At 65.2% G+C, this 18326-nt stretch carries 19 protein-coding genes and 1 tRNA gene; 5 read left to right on the forward strand and 15 right to left on the reverse strand.

All coding sequences use genetic code 11. The annotated features are described in order from the left end of the window. Positions 1 to 390 precede the first annotated feature (390 nt). Positions 391 to 1512 (reverse strand): NAD(P) transhydrogenase subunit alpha, encoded by a 1122-nt coding sequence (locus AC0QC4_RS15970; protein ID WP_483661089.1) that lies wholly within the window; start codon positions 1510 to 1512, stop codon positions 391 to 393. A gap of 21 nt (positions 1513 to 1533) precedes the next feature. Continuing rightward, positions 1534 to 1653 carry an aa3-type cytochrome c oxidase subunit IV gene (locus AC0QC4_RS15975; RefSeq protein ID WP_483661091.1) on the reverse strand — a complete coding sequence of 40 codons (120 nt, stop codon included), beginning with the start codon at positions 1651 to 1653 and terminating at the stop codon, positions 1534 to 1536. A 206-nt stretch (positions 1654 to 1859) separates the two neighbouring features. Between AC0QC4_RS15975 and AC0QC4_RS15980 the strand changes: the two genes are divergently transcribed. Together AC0QC4_RS15980 and AC0QC4_RS15985 are read left to right on the forward strand one after the other, a co-directional pair. Beyond that, positions 1860 to 3290 carry a sigma-54-dependent transcriptional regulator gene (locus AC0QC4_RS15980; RefSeq protein ID WP_483661092.1) on the forward strand — a complete coding sequence of 477 codons (1431 nt, stop codon included), beginning with the start codon at positions 1860 to 1862 and terminating at the stop codon, positions 3288 to 3290. A gap of 128 nt (positions 3291 to 3418) precedes the next feature. Next, positions 3419 to 4156 carry an SDR family NAD(P)-dependent oxidoreductase gene (locus AC0QC4_RS15985; protein WP_483661093.1) on the forward strand — a complete coding sequence of 246 codons (738 nt, stop codon included), beginning with the start codon at positions 3419 to 3421 and terminating at the stop codon, positions 4154 to 4156. A gap of 129 nt (positions 4157 to 4285) precedes the next feature. Here the strand turns inward: AC0QC4_RS15985 and AC0QC4_RS15990 are convergent, their stop codons facing one another. The 10 genes from AC0QC4_RS15990 to glmM all read right to left on the reverse strand — a co-directional run bounded on the left by AC0QC4_RS15990 (position 4286) and on the right by glmM (position 12033). Next, positions 4286 to 4468: a hypothetical protein gene (locus AC0QC4_RS15990; RefSeq protein ID WP_483661095.1), complete on the reverse strand. Its 183-nt coding sequence runs from the start codon at positions 4466 to 4468 to the stop codon at positions 4286 to 4288. A gap of 12 nt (positions 4469 to 4480) precedes the next feature. Continuing rightward, positions 4481 to 5350 (reverse strand): SDH family Clp fold serine proteinase, encoded by an 870-nt coding sequence (locus tag AC0QC4_RS15995; protein ID WP_483661097.1) that lies wholly within the window; start codon positions 5348 to 5350, stop codon positions 4481 to 4483. A gap of 93 nt (positions 5351 to 5443) precedes the next feature. Next, a complete protein-coding gene (gene folP / locus AC0QC4_RS16000; RefSeq protein WP_483661099.1) occupies positions 5444 to 6595 on the reverse strand; it encodes a dihydropteroate synthase in 1152 nt (383 codons plus the stop codon). A 107-nt stretch (positions 6596 to 6702) separates the two neighbouring features. Continuing rightward, entirely contained in the window at positions 6703 to 7860 is a 1158-nt protein-coding gene (locus tag AC0QC4_RS16005; protein WP_483661100.1) for a DNA methyltransferase, read from the reverse strand. Positions 7861 to 8300: 440 nt separating this feature from the next. Beyond that, positions 8301 to 8882 carry a ribonuclease HII gene (locus tag AC0QC4_RS16010; RefSeq protein ID WP_483661102.1) on the reverse strand — a complete coding sequence of 194 codons (582 nt, stop codon included), beginning with the start codon at positions 8880 to 8882 and terminating at the stop codon, positions 8301 to 8303. After that, positions 8879 to 9370, reverse strand: coding sequence for a hypothetical protein (locus tag AC0QC4_RS16015; protein WP_483661104.1), 492 nt, complete (start codon positions 9368 to 9370; stop codon positions 8879 to 8881). Before AC0QC4_RS16015 ends, AC0QC4_RS16010 begins: the two co-directional genes overlap by 4 nt. A gap of 19 nt (positions 9371 to 9389) precedes the next feature. Further along, a complete protein-coding gene (gene thiD, locus AC0QC4_RS16020; protein ID WP_483661106.1) occupies positions 9390 to 10157 on the reverse strand; it encodes a bifunctional hydroxymethylpyrimidine kinase/phosphomethylpyrimidine kinase in 768 nt (255 codons plus the stop codon). A gap of 112 nt (positions 10158 to 10269) precedes the next feature. Beyond that, a complete protein-coding gene (locus AC0QC4_RS16025; protein ID WP_483661107.1) occupies positions 10270 to 10494 on the reverse strand; it encodes a DUF1272 domain-containing protein in 225 nt (74 codons plus the stop codon). Further along, positions 10487 to 10693 (reverse strand): hypothetical protein, encoded by a 207-nt coding sequence (locus tag AC0QC4_RS16030; RefSeq protein ID WP_483661108.1) that lies wholly within the window; start codon positions 10691 to 10693, stop codon positions 10487 to 10489. Before AC0QC4_RS16030 ends, AC0QC4_RS16025 begins: the two co-directional genes overlap by 8 nt. Then, complete coding sequence (gene glmM / locus AC0QC4_RS16035; protein ID WP_483661110.1) at positions 10690 to 12033, reverse strand: phosphoglucosamine mutase; 1344 nt, start codon at positions 12031 to 12033, stop codon at positions 10690 to 10692. The genes AC0QC4_RS16030 and glmM overlap by 4 nt, the downstream gene beginning before the upstream one ends. A 296-nt stretch (positions 12034 to 12329) precedes the next feature. Between glmM and AC0QC4_RS16040 the strand changes: the two genes are divergently transcribed. Continuing rightward, positions 12330 to 13652: an MFS transporter gene (locus AC0QC4_RS16040; RefSeq protein WP_483661112.1), complete on the forward strand. Its 1323-nt coding sequence runs from the start codon at positions 12330 to 12332 to the stop codon at positions 13650 to 13652. A 21-nt stretch (positions 13653 to 13673) separates the two neighbouring features. Further along, a complete protein-coding gene (locus AC0QC4_RS16045; RefSeq protein ID WP_483661114.1) occupies positions 13674 to 14447 on the forward strand; it encodes a crotonase/enoyl-CoA hydratase family protein in 774 nt (257 codons plus the stop codon). Between the two features lie 173 nt (positions 14448 to 14620). Here AC0QC4_RS16045 and AC0QC4_RS16050 read toward each other — a convergent pair whose 3' ends face one another. Continuing rightward, positions 14621 to 15265, reverse strand: a complete 645-nt coding sequence (locus tag AC0QC4_RS16050; RefSeq protein ID WP_483661116.1) for an LON peptidase substrate-binding domain-containing protein — start codon at positions 15263 to 15265, stop codon at positions 14621 to 14623. Continuing rightward, positions 15265 to 16176 carry a tetratricopeptide repeat protein gene (locus AC0QC4_RS16055; RefSeq protein WP_483661118.1) on the reverse strand — a complete coding sequence of 304 codons (912 nt, stop codon included), beginning with the start codon at positions 16174 to 16176 and terminating at the stop codon, positions 15265 to 15267. The genes AC0QC4_RS16050 and AC0QC4_RS16055 overlap by 1 nt, the downstream gene beginning before the upstream one ends. A 209-nt stretch (positions 16177 to 16385) precedes the next feature. Between AC0QC4_RS16055 and AC0QC4_RS16060 the strand changes: the two genes are divergently transcribed. Beyond that, positions 16386 to 16460 (forward strand) — tRNA-Gly (locus AC0QC4_RS16060). A 207-nt stretch (positions 16461 to 16667) separates the two neighbouring features. On the opposite strand, the gene AC0QC4_RS16065 is transcribed toward AC0QC4_RS16060, so the two are convergent. Beyond that, the gene (locus tag AC0QC4_RS16065; protein ID WP_483661120.1) at positions 16668 to 18326 is read right to left on the reverse strand and encodes a tetratricopeptide repeat protein; all 1659 of its coding nucleotides are present in this window, start codon (positions 18324 to 18326) and stop codon (positions 16668 to 16670) included.

Raw genomic sequence — 18326 nt, forward strand, 5'->3', positions numbered from 1 at the left:
CGTTTTGTCAAGGATGGTATGCCGATGCGGATGGTGTGTTTTGCTGCGCTTTTTTTCACGCAGAGGCGCAGAGGCGCGGAGGCGTGGTGGATCGCAGAGTTGGTGCTTTGAAAAGGGGTCGCGCCAAGACGCCAAGTCGCCAAGAAGGTGTGTTTGGCGGCGAGGCGGATTTCGTGCTGTGGCTGCTGCGTGGCGGGCGAGCGGGGATGATTCAGCCGCTTCGCGGATTGGGTTGCACTCTTGGCGGCTTGGCGCGAACCTGCTTTGGCGCTCCGTCTCTGCGATCTCTGCGCCTCTGCGCGAACCCTTTGAGGCGGTGCTCATGCCCCTCCACCATCCTGCGGATGGTCCCCCTCCCCGTTCCGGGGAGGACCTGGGGGGTCTGTTTGGTTAGGCGAGCAACCGCTCGCTGACCACCTTGCCGTCCTGGGTCAGGCGGATGGCGGTGCCGATTTCTTCATCCAGCACCGGTTTGCCGGCGTCCTTGTCCCAGAAGGCGGAGAGGAAGTTGTAGAGGTTGCGGGCGAAGAGGGCCGAGCTGTCGGCGGCGAGGGTGGCGGGGACGTTGCTGGCGCCGATGATCGAGACGCCGTGCCTGACCACGGTTTCCCCGGGCACCGAGCCTTCGACATTGCCGCCGCTTTCCGCCGCGAGATCAAAGATGACGCTGCCGTTGCGCATCGTCGCGATCTGGGCGTCGCTGATCAGGCGCGGGGCGGCGCGGCCCGGGATCAGCGCGGTGGTAATGACGATGTCCTGCTTGGCGATATGGCCCGAGACCAGCTCCGCCTGCGCGGCCTTATATTCGTCCGACATTTCGGTGGCATAGCCGCCGGCGCCCTCACCCTCGATCCCCGCGACGCTTTCGACGAAGATCGGCTTGGCGCCGAGCGACTGGATCTGTTCCTTGGTCGCCGAGCGGACGTCAGTGGCCGAGACCTGCGCGCCCATGCGCCGCGCCGTGGCGATGGCCTGCAGCCCGGCGACGCCGACGCCCATCACGAACACCTTGGCGGCGCTGACCGTGCCGGCGGCGGTCATCATCATCGGGAAGGCCCGGCCATAGACATTGGCGCTTTCCAGAACCGCCTTGTAGCCGGCGAGATTGGCCTGGCTGGACAGGATGTCCATCGACTGCGCGCGGGTGATGCGCGGCATGAATTCCATCGCCAGCGCCTCGATCCCCAGCGCAGCATAGGCATCGACGCGGGCGCGTTCGCCAAAGGGGTTGAGCCCGGCGGCGAGCCACGCGCCGGACTTGACGCCGGCGAGGCTGGCGGGATCCGGCCCCTGCACACCGAGCAGGATGTCGGCGCCGGCCACGGTCGCGGCGCGATCGGCAACGCTGGCCCCGGCCGCGGCGAAATCGGCATCGGCGATGGCGGCGCCCGCGCCCGCCCCTGCCTCCACCGCGACATCGTTACCGAGCGCGATGAACTTCTTGACCGTTTCGGGAGTCGCAGCGACGCGGCGCTCGCCGGGGGTGGTTTCGGCGAGGACCGCGATCTTCATGGGCTGGGCTGCCTTTTCGATTTACTGGATGATGACGACGACGAAGGCGACGACCAGCGCGATGATGACCGTGCTGACCTTGGCCATGCTGATGAAGCTTTCGTAGGTCGATCTGGCTTCGCTGATGTCGTTGTGCGCCATTGGCCGGTTTCCCTTGTTGCGGCGGTGCGTGGCACCGCTCGTATCTGTTCCGATGCACCATCCCTTAACCCAGCGATGCGAAATCAGGCAAGGGCGGAAGGGTGCGGCCAAAACAGGATTAAGCCCGCCTTTACCCCCGCCTGCTATCCGCGCTGTCCGGGCCGGAGGGCGGCGGCTGCCAGACGCAGTGGTACAAGGGGATTTCGGTGGCGACATTGCAGGGAGACCGGATGCTGCTGCTCGTCGACAGGGACGAGGCGCACTGCCGTTTTCTCGCCTCGCTGGCGGCGCGGGGCGGCTGGCGGACACTGTTCGCCCCTGATCTGGAACGCGCCATCGCCACGCTGGGCACGCATGACGGGCTGCTGCTCGATGCGGTGCTGATCGACGGGCGCTGCGCGCCGCTGGGCCTGGCCGAGACCATATCCGCGATGCGCGACTGGCGGCCGTCACTGCCGATACTCTATCTGGGCGAGCCCGGCGTGCGCGGGCCGTCGCTGGCGGCCATCGCCGCCGGGGCCACCGACTTCCTCGACAAGCCGCTGACCGCCGAGCGGCTGCACCATGCGCTGGACCATGGCATCGCGCCGCGCTTTGCGCACGAGCTGCGGCCGCTTTCCGAGAAATTTGCAGCGCCGCTTTCGGTCGAGGAAATCATCGGCTCTACCCCCGCCTTCCGCACTGCGCTGGCGATTGCCGCCAAGGCCGCGCGCACGCGCGTGCCGGTGCTGGTCGAGGGCGAGCCGGGGACCGGCAAGGCGCTAGTCGCCGCTGCCATCCATCATGCCGGTTTCCGGCCGCGCAGCCCGCTGGTGCAGGTCGATTGCGGCCACCATAGCGAGGCGATGATCGGGCCGCTGCTGTTCGGCCATGAGCGCGGCGCCTTCGCCGGCGCCTTCGAGCGGCGGGTGGGGGAGATTGCCAAGGCCGATGGCGGCACGCTGATCCTCGACCGCATCGAGCGGCTGCCGATGGATGTGCAGGCCCGGCTGGCCGAGCTGCTCGCCACCCCGGCGCTGCAGACCTATGGCGGCAGCGGGACGCAGCCGGTGGACGTGCGGTTCATCGCCTGCACCAGCGCCAATCTGAAGCAGCGCGCGCGCGACGGGCATTTCCGCGAGGATCTGCTGGCGCGGATCGGTGTCGCCGAGGTGGTGCTGCCGCCGCTGCGCGACCGGCGGGTCGACATCCCCAGCCTTGCCCGCCATTTCCTGGCGCGGCTGGAGAATTGGCCGGGGATGGCGAGCCTGTCGCTCTCGCAGGAGCTGGTCACCGCGCTGTCGAGCTGGACCTGGCCGGGCAATGTCCGCCAGCTGCACGATGCGCTGGTGCGCGCGGCCAGCCGGGCCAGCGGGCCGCAGCTCAGCCTTTCCGACTTCCCCGGCCTTTCCGCCGAGCGCGCCCGCGCGCCCGAGGACATGGGGCTGGCCAACACCATGCCGGGCGACGGCATCGGCGTGACGCTGTATCGCAGCGACGGCAATTTGCGCGCGCTCTCCGACATCGAGGCCGACGTCATCCGCCTCGCCATCGGCCATTATCGCGGCCGGATGAGCGAAGTGGCGCGGCGGCTGGGGATCGGCCGATCGACCCTGTATCGCAAGCTGGCCGACCTGGGGATCGACACGGCGGCGTGAGGGGCTTGCGAAAGGGATCGTAGACCTGAGTGTGTCGAAAGGCGATTTGCTGGGCTTGAGAAGCGCCCTTCGACAAGCTCAGGGCTACGGATTTTGATCGGGCAACCAGATCACGCTAAGGCCCTTGCATGCACACCACTCTCATCACCGGCGCCGCATCGGGGATCGGCCTTGCCACCGCGCGGTTGCTGGCGGGGGCTGGCCATCGGCTGATCCTGGTCGACCGCAGCCAGGACGGGCTCGACGCCATTGCGCCCGCGTTTGCCGGAGCGACGCTCACGTGCGGCGACGTCGCGGACGAGGCGCTGTGGGAAGGGCTGGCGGCAGCGCTCGACGGGCTGACCGGGGCGGTGATCAACGCCGGGGTGGCGAGCGGCGGGGCGATTGCCGCGCTCGACTTCGCCGAATGGCGGCGGACGCTCTCGGTCAATCTCGACGGCGCGTTCCTGACCATGCGCGCGGCGCTAAGGGCGATGACGGACGGCGGGGCGATGGTGGCGCTGAGCTCTGCCGCGGCGACCAAGGCGCAGCCGGGGACGAGTGCCTATGGTGCGTCGAAGGCGGGAGTGATCCAATTGGTGCGGGTGGCGGCGCTGGAGGGCGCACCGCGCCGCATCCGCGTCAACGCCATCGCGCCCGGCGGGGTGGATACGCCGATCTGGGACGGGCTGCCCTTCTTCGAGGAGCTGGTCGCCAGCGAAGGCTCCCGCGCGGCGGCAATCGCGGCGATGGCGAAGACGGCGACGCCGCTGGGAGCCTATGCCAGCGCGGAGGAAATTGCCGGGCAGATTGCGTTTCTGCTGAGCGATGCGGCGGCGAGTGTGACCGGGGCGGTGCTGGTCGCGGATGGGGGGTATACGCTCTGAGCAATCGTTCAGAGACATGACTTTGTAAGTGCCTCTACGTTCAACAGACGACCGATAGGCGAAGTGTCAAAGCCTCGTTAAACGTCAAACTACCCCTGCGTCGCCTGCGATAACAGTCTGTATTGCAATCTAAATCTTTCCGGCGTTCTGTTGCACGGCCATGCCCACAAAACGTTCGATTGGCACAACATATGGAGTTGGCTTCACATCCGAAAACCGTTCAGCGAGTCGCTCCGCCTTTGCAAGTGCGTTCGAAGGTACGGCATCCTCATGAGCAGCAAGTAGCTCACGAACCTTGTCAGTCAGACTCATGGTGGGCTCCTCTCAAAACGGCACATGGCGATTGTGAAGATAGAAGGCAAGTGACATCCTATCGACGTAGCCGGTTAAGGGATCGTTGTAGCCACGTATGGCTTGCGTCAGCTCGGCGTCGTTAGAATAATCGTCGATCTCGATACGAAGCTGTAAGAGCTTGGAGATGTCGAGGTTGCGACCATGGGAGCGCCAGCGCTTGTGATTGGCCAACTCTCGCGCGATCTCCTCTGCTCGAGCCTCCTTCTCCTCGAGCGTCACAGGCGAACCAACATTAGTCGTTCGATGGTGCGTCCAATTCTTGAATTTGAATGTTACAAGCCACTTTTTTAAAAGATCGACAGACAAATCCCTTGCTTGCTCAAACAATGCCAACTTTGCCAAATCAATGCTTCTCAACAAAACTACGTCCGCCGGCGAGAGATCACCTTTGTTTGTTATCTCGTTCACTTTATCCAAATAACCCAAGGCCGGTACATAATCACCAGTATCAGGGGTAGGGACCTGTGGATCGATGGGCCCAAGGCTTGAAGCATAGTCCATATATATCCTATCGCCCGACATGCAAAATATCGTGCCAGCAGACATAGCCACGTCGGGGACAATAAAATTTACCTCGTCGAAATGTTGCCTAAGCACACCTACCATTCTCTCGGTTGTTTCAGCAGAGCCGCCTCCAGTTCTCAAAACAACTCCAATCCTGCTTTCCTGTCTGGTAGATTTTTTCTTGACCTCTTCGACAAAATTCCGGAAAAATCTAAAGTAGTGAGGATATATATTTCCATTGTAGAAAATAATATCGCAATTAAGTTTATCCTCAAGAGCCTCTGCTTGGCTATTCACAAGATCGGCGATCGAGCTTTCCAACAAATCTGGAACCATGAAAATCTCCTCCTTGATGTTGGGATATGAATAAAAATCCTACTTTGAAAGCATTATTTGCGCAAACGGACAATGATCAGGATGTCTTGATTGTCACATCCGCGTCAGCGCGGCATCGCGGCTGGCGCGCCAGACCCGGAGCGCTTGGCGGGTTTCCGTTACATCATGGACGCGGTGGAGCTGGGCGCCGGCTTGCGCGGCGGTCAGCGCCAGGGCGAGCGAGCCGCCGAGGCGGGCATTGGCCTCGGCTTCGCCGTCGATGGCGCCGATCAGGCGCTTGCGGCTGGCACCGAACAGCAGCGGAAAACCGAGCACATGAAACAGCGGTAACGCATTGATAAGGCGAAGATTCTGTTCGACGGTCTTGCCAAAGCCGATGCCGGGATCGACGATGATCCTGTCCCGCGCCACCCCGCCGGCGACCACCGCGGCGATGCGGGCTTCGAGCCAGTCGAAGACATCGAGTGCGGCGTCGACATAGCTGCCGCCGGGCAGCTTCGAGAGGTCGTGCGGGTCGCTGGTCTGGCTGGGGGCGTGCATCAGCACCACCGGGCAGCCGGCCCTGGCGACGACGGCGATGGCGCGATCGTCATAGGCGAGCGCTGCGACATCGTTGACCATGGTGGCGCCGGCGGCGAGCGCGGCTTCCATCACACCGGCCTTGCGCGTGTCGACGCTGACCGCGACGCCGGCGCGGGCGAGGCGCTCGATCACCGGCACGACGCGCTCGATCTCGTCCCCTTCCCACACCAGCGGCGCGCCGGGCCTGGTGGATTCACCGCCGACATCGACGATCGCGGCACCGGCGGCGGCCATGTCGACCCCGGCGGCGGCCGCGCGTTCCGGATCGCCATGCTTGCCGCCGTCGGAAAAGCTGTCGGGCGTGACGTTGAGGATCGCCATGATCTGCGGTTCGGCGAGACGCACGGTGCGCTGACCGAGCGCGAGCGCAGGGCGCGGGGCGGCGACGGCGGCGATCTGCGTCGCGGCGCGGGCGGCGAGGTGCGTGGGGATGGAGGCGAGCCATTGCTCCATCGCCTCGACCGGGACGAGCGCCTCGCGGGCGCGGGCGCCGGGCTCGCGCACCGAGACCTGCCAGGCGGCGAACCACAGCAGCGTATCGGCGAGGCGCAGGCAGCGGCCGTCGAGGCCGTGCGGGCGTTCGACGAAGCAGGCGGGCTGGAGGTAGATGCGCGCGTCTGCGGTGGCGGTGGCGAGATCTGCGGGGGTTATGGGTTCGAACATGCTGCTTCCTTAACCGTCATTGCGAGCGAAGCGAAGCAATCCAGCGCTGGCGCAAACCGCACTGGATTGCTTCGCTACGCTCGCAATGACGATGGAAGGGAATCGCTCTACGCCTCGTTGGCCAGCAGCCAGTCCTGCCGTACCGCGTCGATGACGCGCAGGCCGTCGCTGGTCTCGACATGCCAGAAACTCCAGCCGTTGCAGCTCGGCGCGCCCTGCAGCGTCTTGCCGACGCCGTGGATCGAACCGGTGATGTCGCCGCACAGCAGCGAGCCGTCGGCGCGGACATGGGCCTGCCAGCGGCGCTTGACGTCGGTGAGGATGGTGCCGGCGGGGATCAGCCCGCCTTCGACCAGCGTGCCGAAGGCGACGCGGGTGGTGGCCTTGGGGGCCTGCATGGTCTTCAAGGCGCTTTCGTCGAGCGGCAGCGCCATGGCGATGCGCTCCTCAGCCACCTCGATATAGGCGTCCTCGCGCTCGATGCCGATGAAGTGCCGGCCGAGCCGCTTGGCGACCGCGCCGGTAGTGCCGGTGCCGAAGAAGGGATCGAGGATGACGTCGCCGGGGTTCGAACAGGCGAGCAGGACGCGGTAGAGCAAGGCTTCGGGTTTCTGTGTCGGATGCGCCTTGGTGCCGCCGCGCTTCAATCGTTCCTGACCGCCGCAGATGGGGATCAGCCAGTCCGAGCGCATCTGCAGCTCGTCGTTGAGCGTCTTCATCGCGCGATAATTGAAGGTGTAGCGCGAATTTTCACCCATGCTCGCCCAGATCAGCGTTTCATGCGCGTTGGTGAAGCGGGTGCCCTTGAAGTTGGGCATGGGGTTGGCCTTGCGCCAGACGATGTCGTTGAGGATCCAGTAGCCCTGATCCTGCAGCGCCGCGCCGACGCGGAAGATGTTGTGATAGCTGCCGATCACCCAGATCGAGCCATTGGGCTTGAGGATGCGGCGCGCCTCCGCCAGCCAGGCATGGGTGAAACGGTCATAGGTGGAGAGGCTGTCGAACTTGTCCCATTCGTCATCGACGGCATCGACCTGGCTGCCATCGGGACGGAACAGGTCTCCGCCGAGCTGGAGGTTGTAGGGCGGATCGGCAAAGATCATGTCGACCGACGCGGCGGGCAGTTCGCGCATGCGGGCGATGCAATCGCCCTTGAGGATGGTGTCGAGCGGGAGAGCGTTTTTTGTCTGGCCTTCCCCTGTCGCGAGCGACAGCGGCTGTGCCACCTGAGGCGCACGGCTCCTGACCTTGTCGATTACACCCATGACCTGCCCCTTAAAAACACAAGGATTCCGGTGTGAATCCCCGGGAGTCCGGGGTCAAGAGTCTTGGTAAACGGCAGGTTTCGCCAAATGGTTAATGCGATGCGAACGAAGCGAGTCCGCGCGCTAGGGGATGGGGTGCGGGCGCAGCTTGGGACTCAACCGGTAGTGGTGTGGCGAAAAAGACTCGGATGGGAAGAAAAGGACCGATCGCAATTTATGAGGGCTGCACGCAGAACGGTCTGCGTCCCCAGTCGTGATTGCGAGCGTAGCGAAACAATCCAGTGCGTTTTGCGCACGCCCTGGATTGCTTCGCTACGCTCGCAATGACGAGGCTGGTGGAGGGGCAGGTGCGGTGACGCGCAACGGCTCGGCCTTGGGCTGCCCTGCCTGTGCCCCTCCACCATCCTTCGGATGGTCCCCCTCCCCCTGCGGGGGAGGACCTACAGCAGCGCCATCTGGCGCACTGGCGCGAAGCTGCGGCGGTGCAGGGGGCTGGGGCCGAGGGTGCGCAGCGCATCGAGATGGGCGGCGGTGCCATAGCCCTTGTGCTGCGCAAAACCGTAGCCGGGGTGGGCGGCGCAGGCTTCCACCATCATCGCATCGCGCGCCTGTTTGGCGATGATCGAGGCGGCGGAAATGCAGGGTTCGAGCGCATCTCCGCCGACAATCGCTCGCGCCGGCCAGCGCCAGCCTGCCGTCCGGCCGTGCGGCGTCAGATTGCCGTCGATCAGCACCTCGAGCGGATCGCAGCCGAGTTTGGCGCATAATGCTTCGACCGCCAGCGTCATCGCCAGCATCGTCGCGCCAAAGATGTTGAGCCGGTCGATGTCGGCGACGTCGACGACGCCGACCGCCCACTGACAGCGGCGCTTTATCGCGCAATCGAGCTCGGCACGGCGCTTTGCGGTCAACTTCTTCGAATCGTCGAGCCCCGCCGGCCACGGCTTGCACAGCAGCACCGCCGCCGCGACCACAGGTCCGGCCAACGGCCCGCGCCCCGCCTCGTCGACGCCGACGATCATTGGTTACCGGCACCGACTGCGCGAAGATCAGGTACATTCAAATTTTCGAACAGCCTCTTTAACCGGTTGAACTCTGCAGCGTTGCGTTCTGGATCGCAATCAAAATTTACAGAGGTAACGAATCTGTCCTGCCGAGTTTTCCACTCAATAGTTAGTCCGCCTTGATCAGTAACATAGGGTTGGCCGGGCAAACATCCTGCATTTACAATATCATCAACTGTTATAGTTGAAACAGCTTTGCCTTCCGCGCGATATCGTTGAACCGCTCTCGCAACGGCATCGAACCTTTCCGGTGTCATTGTCAGTAAACCCCGGCCGGCATTTTCCGGGTTATCGACATCTTCGGTCTGATAATAGCTCTGTCCATCGCGACTAAGTTCGACCGTTACTGACTCACCCCATCCGCTGAAAGAAGTCAGCCTCAACACCTCCAAAGGCTGCTCGGCGGCCGGTGAACATGCATAGAGCGCAAAAACCGCAAGGGCCATCCAGCCAGCTCGGATTCGCTTAGCCTTCACTGCCTAACCCCCGCACGACCACCGCCTGATGCCCCATCGGCCCATGGCCGCTGCCGAAGCCCGGTGCGGCCTCAAGCGCCGCTCGGACGAAGGCGCGGGCGCGGGCGATGGCGTCGGCCATTGGCAGCCCCTGCCCCAGCCCGGTGGCGATGCCGCTGGCCAGCGTGCAGCCGGTGCCGTGGGTGTGGAGCGTGTCGATGCGGGGATCGACCCAGCGCGCCGCCTCCCCCCATTCGCCGAGCAGCCGGTCGATCAGCAGGTCGCCGTCGGCATGGCCGCCCTTGACCAGCAGCGCGCAGCCATGCGCGAGGATCGCGTCCTCTCCGCCCAGCGCCTCCAGCTCGGGCAGGTTGGGTGTGGTCAGCCAGGCCAGGTCCATCAGCCGTCCGAAGGCCTTGACCGTATCGGCATCGACCAGCACCGAGCCGGAGGTGGCGACCATCACCGGATCGAACACCACCGGCACCTCTATGCCGCCGATGGCGTCGGCCACGGCTTCGGCGGTGGCGGCGCTGCCGAGCATGCCGATCTTGATCGCATCGACGCCGAGGTCGCTGACCACGCTTTCGATCTGCGCGCGGACGATGTCGGTGGGCACGGGGTGGACCGCCTGCACGCCGAGCGTGTTCTGCGCGGTGATCGCGGTGATCGCGGTCATCGCGAAGCCGCCGAGCATGGTCACGGTCTTGATATCCGCCTGAATACCCGCGCCGCCGCCGGAGTCCGAGCCGGCGATGATGAGGATGCGGGGGGTCATGACTGCATGCCCCTGCCACAAGTCCGTAGCCCTGAGCCTGTCGAAGGGCGCTGTGCTGATAAGCGCCCTTCGACAAGCCCAGGGCTACGGGTCAGGGGAATGGCCGCTCGTATCACCTCTTGTGCTTCCGTTCGGTGCTGGCCGGATATTTCTCCAGCAGCTTCTTCGCCCGCGTCGGGCGATCCATCAGCTCGCCGCCGCAATTGGGGCAGCGCTCGTCGAGTTCGTCGGCGCAATCGGCGCAGAAGGTGCATTCGAAACTGCAGATGAAGGCGCCATGCGCCTGGGCGGGCAGATCGGTGCCGCAGCGTTCGCAATCGGGGCGCATCTCAAGCATCGGTGTTCCTTCCGAACCAGCGGCCGAGCCACGCCCACAGCAGCGCGGCGATGAACATGGTAACGAGCAACGTGCCGACCTTGCGGCTGTCCAGCCCTTCGAACGTGCCCAGCCACAGATCCTTGGCGATGATGCCGAGCGTGAGCAACAGCCCGATCAGCAGGCCCTGGCGGAAGCGGGCGGCGAATTCCGGTTTCACGCCGCCGCCTTTTCCACCGCCTCGCAGATGCGGTCGACCACGGTGGTGACGGTGTCGCCATTGTCGCCTTCGGCCATCACCCGGATGACGGGTTCGGTTCCCGAGGGGCGGATGACGAGGCGGCCGGTGCCGTCGAGCGCGCGTTCGCCATCGGCGATGGCGGCTTTGACACTGTCCGCGTCGAGCGGCTGCTTGCCCTTGGGGTAGCGGACATTTTTGAGCAATTGCGGCACCGGATCGAACAGCTTGAGGAAATCGCTGGCCGGTTTGCCGCTGTCGATCAGCGCGGCGAGCAGTTGCAGCGCGGCGATAGTGCCATCCCCAGTGGTCGCATAGTCCGAGAGGATCATGTGGCCCGACTGTTCGCCGCCGACGTTAAAGCCGCCTTCGCGCATACGTTCGAGCACATAGCGGTCCCCCACCTTGGTGCGTTCGAGGCGCAGCCCTTCGGCGGCGAGGCGGCGTTCGAGGCCGAGGTTGGACATGACCGTGGCGACGAGACCGCCGCCGGTGAGCCGACCTGCCCGTGCCCAGCTCAAGGCCAGCGCGGCCATGATCTGGTCGCCATCGACGATGGTGCCATGTTCGTCGACGACGATCAGCCGGTCGGCATCGCCATCGAGCGCGATGCCGATGTCGGCGCCGCTGGCGACCACGGTTTCGCAGAGCATTTCGGGGTGGGTCGAGCCGCATTTGTCGTTGATGTTGCGGCCGTTGGGGGTGACGCCGATGGCTATGGTTTCCGCTCCCAATTCCCACAGCGCGGTGGGCGCGGTGTTGTAGGCGGCGCCATTGGCGCAATCGATGACGATCTTGAGCCCGTCGAGCCGGACGCTTTCGGGCAGGCTGGCCTTGACCGCATGGATATAGCGGCCGCGCGCATCCTCGATCCGGCGGGCGCGGCCGATGTCGTTGGGCTGGGCGAGCACCGGTGCAGCCTCGATCAGCGCCTCTATCGCGATCTCGTCCTCGTCGGAGAGCTTGTAGCCGTCCGGACCGAACAGCTTGATACCGTTGTCGTGGAAGGGATTGTGGCTGGCGGAGATCATCACGCCAAGATCGGCGCGCATCGAGCGGGTGAGGAGGGCGACGGCGGGGGTAGGCATCGGCCCGACCTGCACCACGTCCATGCCGACCGCGGTAAAGCCTGCGACCATCGCATTTTCCAGCATATAGCCCGACAGGCGGGTGTCCTTGCCGATGACGACGCGATGCTTGTGGCTCCCCCGCAGGAAATGCGCGCCGGCGGCCATGCCGACCTTCATCGCCATCTCCGCCGTCATCGGCGCGGCGTTGGTGAGGCCGCGGATACCGTCGGTTCCGAAAAAGCGTCGTGCCATGGGGGTGGGGTTCTCCGTCGTGATGGGGGAGCGATAGGGCGATGGGCGAGCGGCTTCAAGCACCTCTCCCCCTTGCGGGAGAGGATAGTGGAGGTTGCCGGTTTGCTGGCTACCGGAACTTGGAGAGGGGGGCGGCACTGCACTCGGCTCTGTGCCGCCCCCCTCTCCAAGACTTGCTAGGCGGCAAAGCCGCCAAGCCAAGTCTATCCTCTCCCGCAAGGGGAGAGGTGCCGTAGGCCAAGGGGGAGGATGCATGATTGCCTCCCCCCTCCCCTTATGGCACGGCCATTGCCGTTATGACTGCGACGCCTGCCCCCGCCATCCCGACACCGCGGCTTGCCGTGCTGTTCATGGTGATGCTGGTGGCGGCGGCCGGGAATACGGCGATGCAGTCGATCCTGCCGGCGCTGGGGGCGAAGCTGGGCATTGCCGATGTCTGGGTGTCGCTCGCCTTCTCCTGGTCCGCCCTGCTGTGGGTGGTGACCGCGCCGCGCTGGGCGCGCCAGTCCGACAAGCGCGGGCGCAAGGCGCTGATGGCGCTGGGCATCACCGGATTCCTGACCTCTATGCTGTGCTGCGGGCTGGTGCTGTGGGCGGGGCTGGAAGGGCTGATCGGTGCGGGGCTGACCTTTGCGCTGTTCGCGCTGTTCCGCAGCCTTTACGGCGGCTTCGGTTCGGCGGCGCCGCCGGCGGTGCAGGCCTATGTCGCGGCGCGCACCGAGGCGGCGGAGCGGACCAAGGCGCTGAGCCTCGTCGCCTCCTCCTTCGGGCTGGGCACGGTGATCGGCCCGACGGTGGCGCCCTATCTGATCCTGCCGGTGCTGGGGCTGGCGGGGCCGCTGTTCGTCTTTGCCGGCGTCGGCGTGCTGGTGCTGATCGCGCTCAGGCTGGCGCTGCCCGACGATACGCCGCGCTTCGAGGTGAAGGGCGAGATCAGTTCCTACCCTGCCGCCGGTGGCGCGGCGCCGCGCCCGGCGAGCGAGGAGGAGCGCGAGGATTTCGACGCCGAGGATTATGGCGGAATGCCGGAGCGGATCGGCTGGTTCGACCCGCGCGTGCGCGGCTGGAACATCGCCGGGCTGGTCGGCGGCCATGCGCAGGCGATGATATTGGGCGTGGTCGGCTTCCTGATCCTCGACCGGCTGGGGCTACGCGCGACGCCGGACCTGGCGGCCGAGCCGACCGGGCATGTGCTGTGGATCGGCGCAATCGCGACGCTGCTGGCGCAATGGGGGCTGATCCCGCTGCTCAACATGAGCCCGCGCACGGCGGTGATCACTGGATCGGCGATCGGCGCGCTGGGGGTGTTCCTGGTCGGCTTCGCCACCACCCTGCCCGCGATCAGCACCGGCTTCGGCCTCGCCATGCTGGGCTTCGGGCTGTTCCGCCCGGGCTTTACCGCAGGGGCGAGCCTGGCCGTACCGCGCCCGCTGCAGGGGCAGGTGGCGGGGCAGACCGCGTCGATCAACGGCGCGGCCTATATCATCGCGCCGGCCATCGGCGTGCTGATCTACAATTGGCACGCGCAATTCGCCTTCGATTTGATCGCCATCCTCAGCGCTGGCCTGGCCATCTGGGGCTGGTGGGGATTGAGACAGCCACCAACTGTGCAAGCGTGAAACCATATGGAGGAGAGAGCCATGTCCGAGACCGAAGAAACCCCCGTCCTGACCGAAGTGCGCGGCAATGTGCTTATCGTCACGTTGAACCGGCCCGAGGCCAAGAATGCCGCCAATCTGGCGCTGGCGCAGGGGGTTGCCGCGGCGATGGACCGGCTCGATGCCGATGACAGCCTGTTCGTCGGCATCATTACCGGCGCGGGCGGCACCTTCTGTTCGGGCATGGACCTCAAGGGCTTCCTCAAGGGCGAGCGGCCGCATGTCGAGGGGCGCGGCTTTGCCGGGCTGACCCAGAAGCCGCCGAAGAAGCCGCTGATCGCCGCGGTCGACGGCTATGCGCTGGCGGGCGGCATGGAAATTACCCTGGCCTGCGACATGACCGTGGCCAACAAGGACGCCAAGTTCGGCATCCCCGAGGTGAAGCGCGGGCTGGTCGCGGCGGCCGGCGCGGTGCTGCGCCTGCCCCGGCTGATCCCGGCGCGGGTGGCGATGGAATATGCGCTGACCGGCGAATTCATGACGGCGAGCCGCGCCTACGAACTGGGCGTGGTCAACCGGCTGACCGACGGCCCCGCGCTCGACGCGGCGCTGGCGCTGGCCGAGACCATCGCCGCCAATGGCCCGCTGAGTGTGGCCATCTCCAAGCAGATCATCACCGAATCGCGGCTGTGGGGCGAGGAGGAGATGTGGGAGAAGCAGGGCCGGATGATCATGCCGGTGTTCACATCCGAAGACGCACGCGAGGGCGCGGCGGCATTTGCCGAGAAGCGCAAGCCGAACTGGAAGGGGCGGTAAGGGGGGCGAATCCGGTCGTACGTATCGGAAATTCGTTCGTCATTGCGAGCGCAGCGAAGCAATCCAGGGCGACGCTACGCGACTCTGGATTGGTTGGCCGTTGGCCGACTGCGTCCCGCTGCGCTCGCAATGACGGCTAAATGCGAGGAACTGCGCCCCCCCAAATTTCGACGTTACTGCAGCGTCGCCCGGTTATCGTCGGGGTCACGCCTGCTTGCGGCGAAGCGCATCAGTTGCACGAGCAGTTCGGAGCGGCTGGAGAGGTCCGGGGCTTCGAGCAGTGCCTGCTTGGCGGCGACGTCGAAGGGGGCGATCTGGGCGATGGCGTTGACGAAGGTGGCGTCGTCGAGCTGGCCGACGCCATCCCAGTCGACGCGATAGCCAAGCCAGATGGCGAAGCGCTTGGCCTCATTCTCCAGCGCCGCCCGCTCGATGGACGCGAGCGCGGTGAAGGGCGGCGGATCGAGCATGGTCACTTCGAACTGGCGGAACTTGGTGGTGACGTCGAGTTCGCGCTCGATGCGGAACAGGTTGAGCCCTTCGAGAATGACATTGAAGCGGCCGTCCTCCAGCGCCTCGACATCCGCGATGCGGCCGAGGCAGCCGACGTCGAACAGCGCGGGGCCGCGATAGCCGGGCGGGCGGCCCTGCTGCAGTTCGGCCTCGCGCGGCTGGATCATCCCGATCAGCCGGTCGCGCGCCAGCGCATCGGAGACGAGCGCGCGGTAGCGTTCCTCGAACAGATGCAGCGGCAATTGCAGCCCCGGGAAGAGCAGCGCACCCGCCAGCGGGAAGACCGAGACGCGCTTGCCCGCCATCAGCCGAACAATATGTCCGACAGGCGGCGGCGCTGCGCCTTGACCCAGTCATCCTCCAGCCCCACCGCTTCGAACAGTTCGAGCAGGCGCGTGCGCGCGGCGCCATCGTTCCAGCCGCGATCGGCGGCGATGCTGGCCAGCAGATTGTCGGCGGCGGCATCGCGCTGACCCGCGGCGATCTGGGCACCGGCGAGATCGAGCCGGGCCTGGTGATCGTCGGGATTGGCGGCGACCGCCGCAGCGAGCCGCGCCATCTCTCCGGGCGGCGGGGCGTTGCGGGCGAGAGCGAGAGCGGACCGCGCCTGGCCGATCGCCGCATCCTTCGCCACATCCTCTGGCAGCGATGCCAGCACGGCGTCGGCCTGGTCGAAGTCTCCCAGCGCCACCAGCGACCGGACAAGGCCGGCGTGCGCGGGCGCGCTGGTCGGTGCGATTTCGACGATCTGGGCAAAGATGCCGGCTGCACGCTCCGCCTCACCGCCTGCCAGCACCTCTTCGCCCATGGCCAGCAGCGGCTCGACTTCCTGCTCCGCCTGGGCATCGGCGCCGGCCACGGGAAGCTGGCGCAGTATCTGGTCGAGCAGGCCCTTGAGTTGCGATTCGGTGCGGGCGTTGGTGAGATCGGCCACCGGCTGGCCCTGGAACATCGCATAGACGGTGGGAATCGACTGGATGCGGAATTGCGCGGCGATGAACTTGTTGTCGTCGACGTTGATCTTGCGCAGCACCACGCCCTTGCCGGCATAGTCGGCAGCCACCTTTTCCAGCACCGGGGTGAGCTGCTTGCACGGGCCGCACCATTCGGCCCAGAAGTCGAGGATGACGAGGCTGGTCATCGACGGTTCGACGACGTCCGCCCTGAATTGCGCCACTGCCTGCTGGTCTTCGGCGCTCAAACCCAATGTGGCCATGGCCAGTGATTCCCCTCTAGTCGCGCGCTGCGCATCCGATTGCAGCGATATATGGGGTCAAGCAGCGCGGCTGCAAACCCCGGAGAGGGGCTTAACCACCTCGCGCAAAAAATTGCGCTTTCCCCCCTTGCCCGGTGCATCCTTCGCGGCTATTGGCCCCCTCCTGTCCCCGGCGGAGGCCAAAGCCACCGTCTTTCCGACACGCCAGAGCGGGCGTAGCTCAGGGGTAGAGCACGACCTTGCCAAGGTCGGGGTCGAGGGTTCGAATCCCTTCGCCCGCTCCAGTTTTCCCTTTGGTCAAACTGTATCGCGCTGCGGGCTTCGCCCCCTCGCGTCCTTCATTGCGCTCCGCGCTGGCGCGCTGCGCTGTGGTTCGAATCCCTTCGCCCGCTCGTATTCTTCATTGCGCTCCGCGCTGACGCTGTGCCCGGGGTTGTTCATTGAAACCTCTGCCAAGCCACGGAGACGTGCGCTATTCGCTCAACCGACCTTCAATTCGAGGCCGTTGAACCGCCCAGCACTGAACTCGCCGGAGGTAGCCGTCCGACAATCTGGCATGCCTGACGGTGACCCAGATTGCAGGAGAGGTTGAAATTGCTATTCGCCGCAGTGGGGTTGCGAGCAAAAGAAATGCCATCCCGATAGGCCCTGCCCAGATTATAGCAGCCATTGGCCCTGCCGTTACTGGGCCCGCCGGGCCAATCCGCCGACACCATCTGGCACGCCGTCTGGAAATTCAGCACGGCAAAGGTCGGGTTGGCCCGGATTCCGAACCCCTGCTCGTACGCCAGTCCAAGATTGTTGCACGCATCCGGCACCCGTCCCACCCGGCAGGCATTTTCGAAATGGCCGAATGCCGTTTGCGCCTGATAGTAAGTACGACTATCCCAGATTAGCCGGCCCTTGAGATTACAGCCACGATGATCCCCAGCCGCGCATGAGGCGGTGGCGAAGCGCTGGGCCAACGGCAGGTTGGCCGTGGGCAATGGTTGGTTCTGGTAGCGCAAGGGATAGGCAAGGCCATAAGCAATGGCGAAGCATGGGAATGCATGTCGGCTACAGTCGACCCCCCCAGACCCTGGGACACGGGAGGCTGCTGGAGCGCGATCGAAAAAGTATCTCACAGCGCCAAAGTCATAGGAGATAGCACTGCCGACCGGTTGATAATCAAGCGCATGAGCAAGGGCAGCGCTTGAACAAGCCAAAGCAGAGTTGTTCCGACATGCCGATTCATACAACGCCTTGGTCATTGGACGATCAGCCATTGCATTTCTGGCATCGTACAGTCGAGCAAGCGCATCGCACCATGTTGCCTTCCACTCGGTACAATCAACATTGGCGCCGCGCCCGGACCTGCGATGATAATCCAATATCTGTGCGGCCGGAACTTCGGCTCGTGGCCGCTGGATCCCCGTCAGCCAGGCATTTCCGCACCTGATCGCATCCGTTTGGAGCGTACAGCCCCTTGCCCAGTTGATATGAGCAGTCGCGAAAATGGCATCGGCGCGCTGGCGGACTTCTTGCCCTGACCCGGTCCTCAGAAGATCGTTTGCATTTCGCTCGAGTTCGAAAGCATAGTTATTGCACGCGCTTGCTGACGGTGCGGATGCGTAGCACGCCTGCCTATACAATTCTCTTGCGGCGTCGAATCGATTGCTCGCAAATTCCGCATTAGCCCTACGTTCCAGCTCATATCCGGTGAGTACGGGCGGCGGCGGCGGTGGCGGATTTCTGAGCGCGCGTGCGCGGCGCAATGCTTCGCTCCATTGGGGATGGCGGGGGCAGCGCCCGGCGAAATCCTCAAGAGCCGTTGCAGTATTGCGGCGATCGGCCGTGGTCCAGCGCGCGTCACAGGTGATCGTTGGCGGCGGAGGTGGCGGCGGCGGCACAGTATCGACGCGCGGCTCGCGAGGCGCTGTGCGCCGCGGTGGGCAGGGTTGACCATTAGCCTGCCGGATCCGGGAAAACTGGCCGGCGTAGCGGCTGTTGGGGAAGCGGCTGCGAAAGTTGGCGAGAGCCGCGCAGTCGGTCACGCGCAGCCAGGCAGACTGTTCGGCATCCTGTGCTGCGACGGGCTGAGGCGTCAGCAATAATGCCGTGAGCGCGAATAGCGTGACATGGACGGCAACCTGCGCGTGCAACAGCCTCAC

The sequence above is a fragment of the Sphingomonas sp. jy18 genome (genome assembly GCF_056931895.1).

Bases quoted from the DNA above. Each gene is read 5' to 3' on its own strand.
- AC0QC4_RS16055 (WP_483661118.1), bottom strand. From the start codon at position 16,176: ATGGCCACATTGGGTTTGAGCGCCGAAGACCAGCAGGCAGTGGCGCAA.
- AC0QC4_RS16050 (WP_483661116.1), bottom strand. From the start codon at position 15,265: ATGGCGGGCAAGCGCGTCTCGGTCTTCCCGCTGGCGGGTGCGCTGCTC.
- AC0QC4_RS15985 (WP_483661093.1), top strand. From the start codon at position 3,419: ATGCACACCACTCTCATCACCGGCGCCGCATCGGGGATCGGCCTTGCC.
- AC0QC4_RS15990 (WP_483661095.1), bottom strand. From the start codon at position 4,468: ATGAGTCTGACTGACAAGGTTCGTGAGCTACTTGCTGCTCATGAGGAT.
- AC0QC4_RS15970 (WP_483661089.1), bottom strand. From the start codon at position 1,512: ATGAAGATCGCGGTCCTCGCCGAAACCACCCCCGGCGAGCGCCGCGTC.
- AC0QC4_RS15995 (WP_483661097.1), bottom strand. From the start codon at position 5,350: ATGGTTCCAGATTTGTTGGAAAGCTCGATCGCCGATCTTGTGAATAGC.
- glmM (WP_483661110.1), bottom strand. From the start codon at position 12,033: ATGGCACGACGCTTTTTCGGAACCGACGGTATCCGCGGCCTCACCAAC.
- AC0QC4_RS16010 (WP_483661102.1), bottom strand. From the start codon at position 8,882: ATGATCGTCGGCGTCGACGAGGCGGGGCGCGGGCCGTTGGCCGGACCT.
- AC0QC4_RS16015 (WP_483661104.1), bottom strand. From the start codon at position 9,370: ATGGCCCTTGCGGTTTTTGCGCTCTATGCATGTTCACCGGCCGCCGAG.
- AC0QC4_RS15975 (WP_483661091.1), bottom strand. From the start codon at position 1,653: ATGGCGCACAACGACATCAGCGAAGCCAGATCGACCTACGAAAGCTTC.
- AC0QC4_RS16040 (WP_483661112.1), top strand. From the start codon at position 12,330: ATGACTGCGACGCCTGCCCCCGCCATCCCGACACCGCGGCTTGCCGTG.
- AC0QC4_RS16045 (WP_483661114.1), top strand. From the start codon at position 13,674: ATGTCCGAGACCGAAGAAACCCCCGTCCTGACCGAAGTGCGCGGCAAT.
- AC0QC4_RS16005 (WP_483661100.1), bottom strand. From the start codon at position 7,860: ATGGGTGTAATCGACAAGGTCAGGAGCCGTGCGCCTCAGGTGGCACAG.
- AC0QC4_RS16025 (WP_483661107.1), bottom strand. From the start codon at position 10,494: ATGCTTGAGATGCGCCCCGATTGCGAACGCTGCGGCACCGATCTGCCC.
- thiD (WP_483661106.1), bottom strand. From the start codon at position 10,157: ATGACCCCCCGCATCCTCATCATCGCCGGCTCGGACTCCGGCGGCGGC.
- folP (WP_483661099.1), bottom strand. From the start codon at position 6,595: ATGTTCGAACCCATAACCCCCGCAGATCTCGCCACCGCCACCGCAGAC.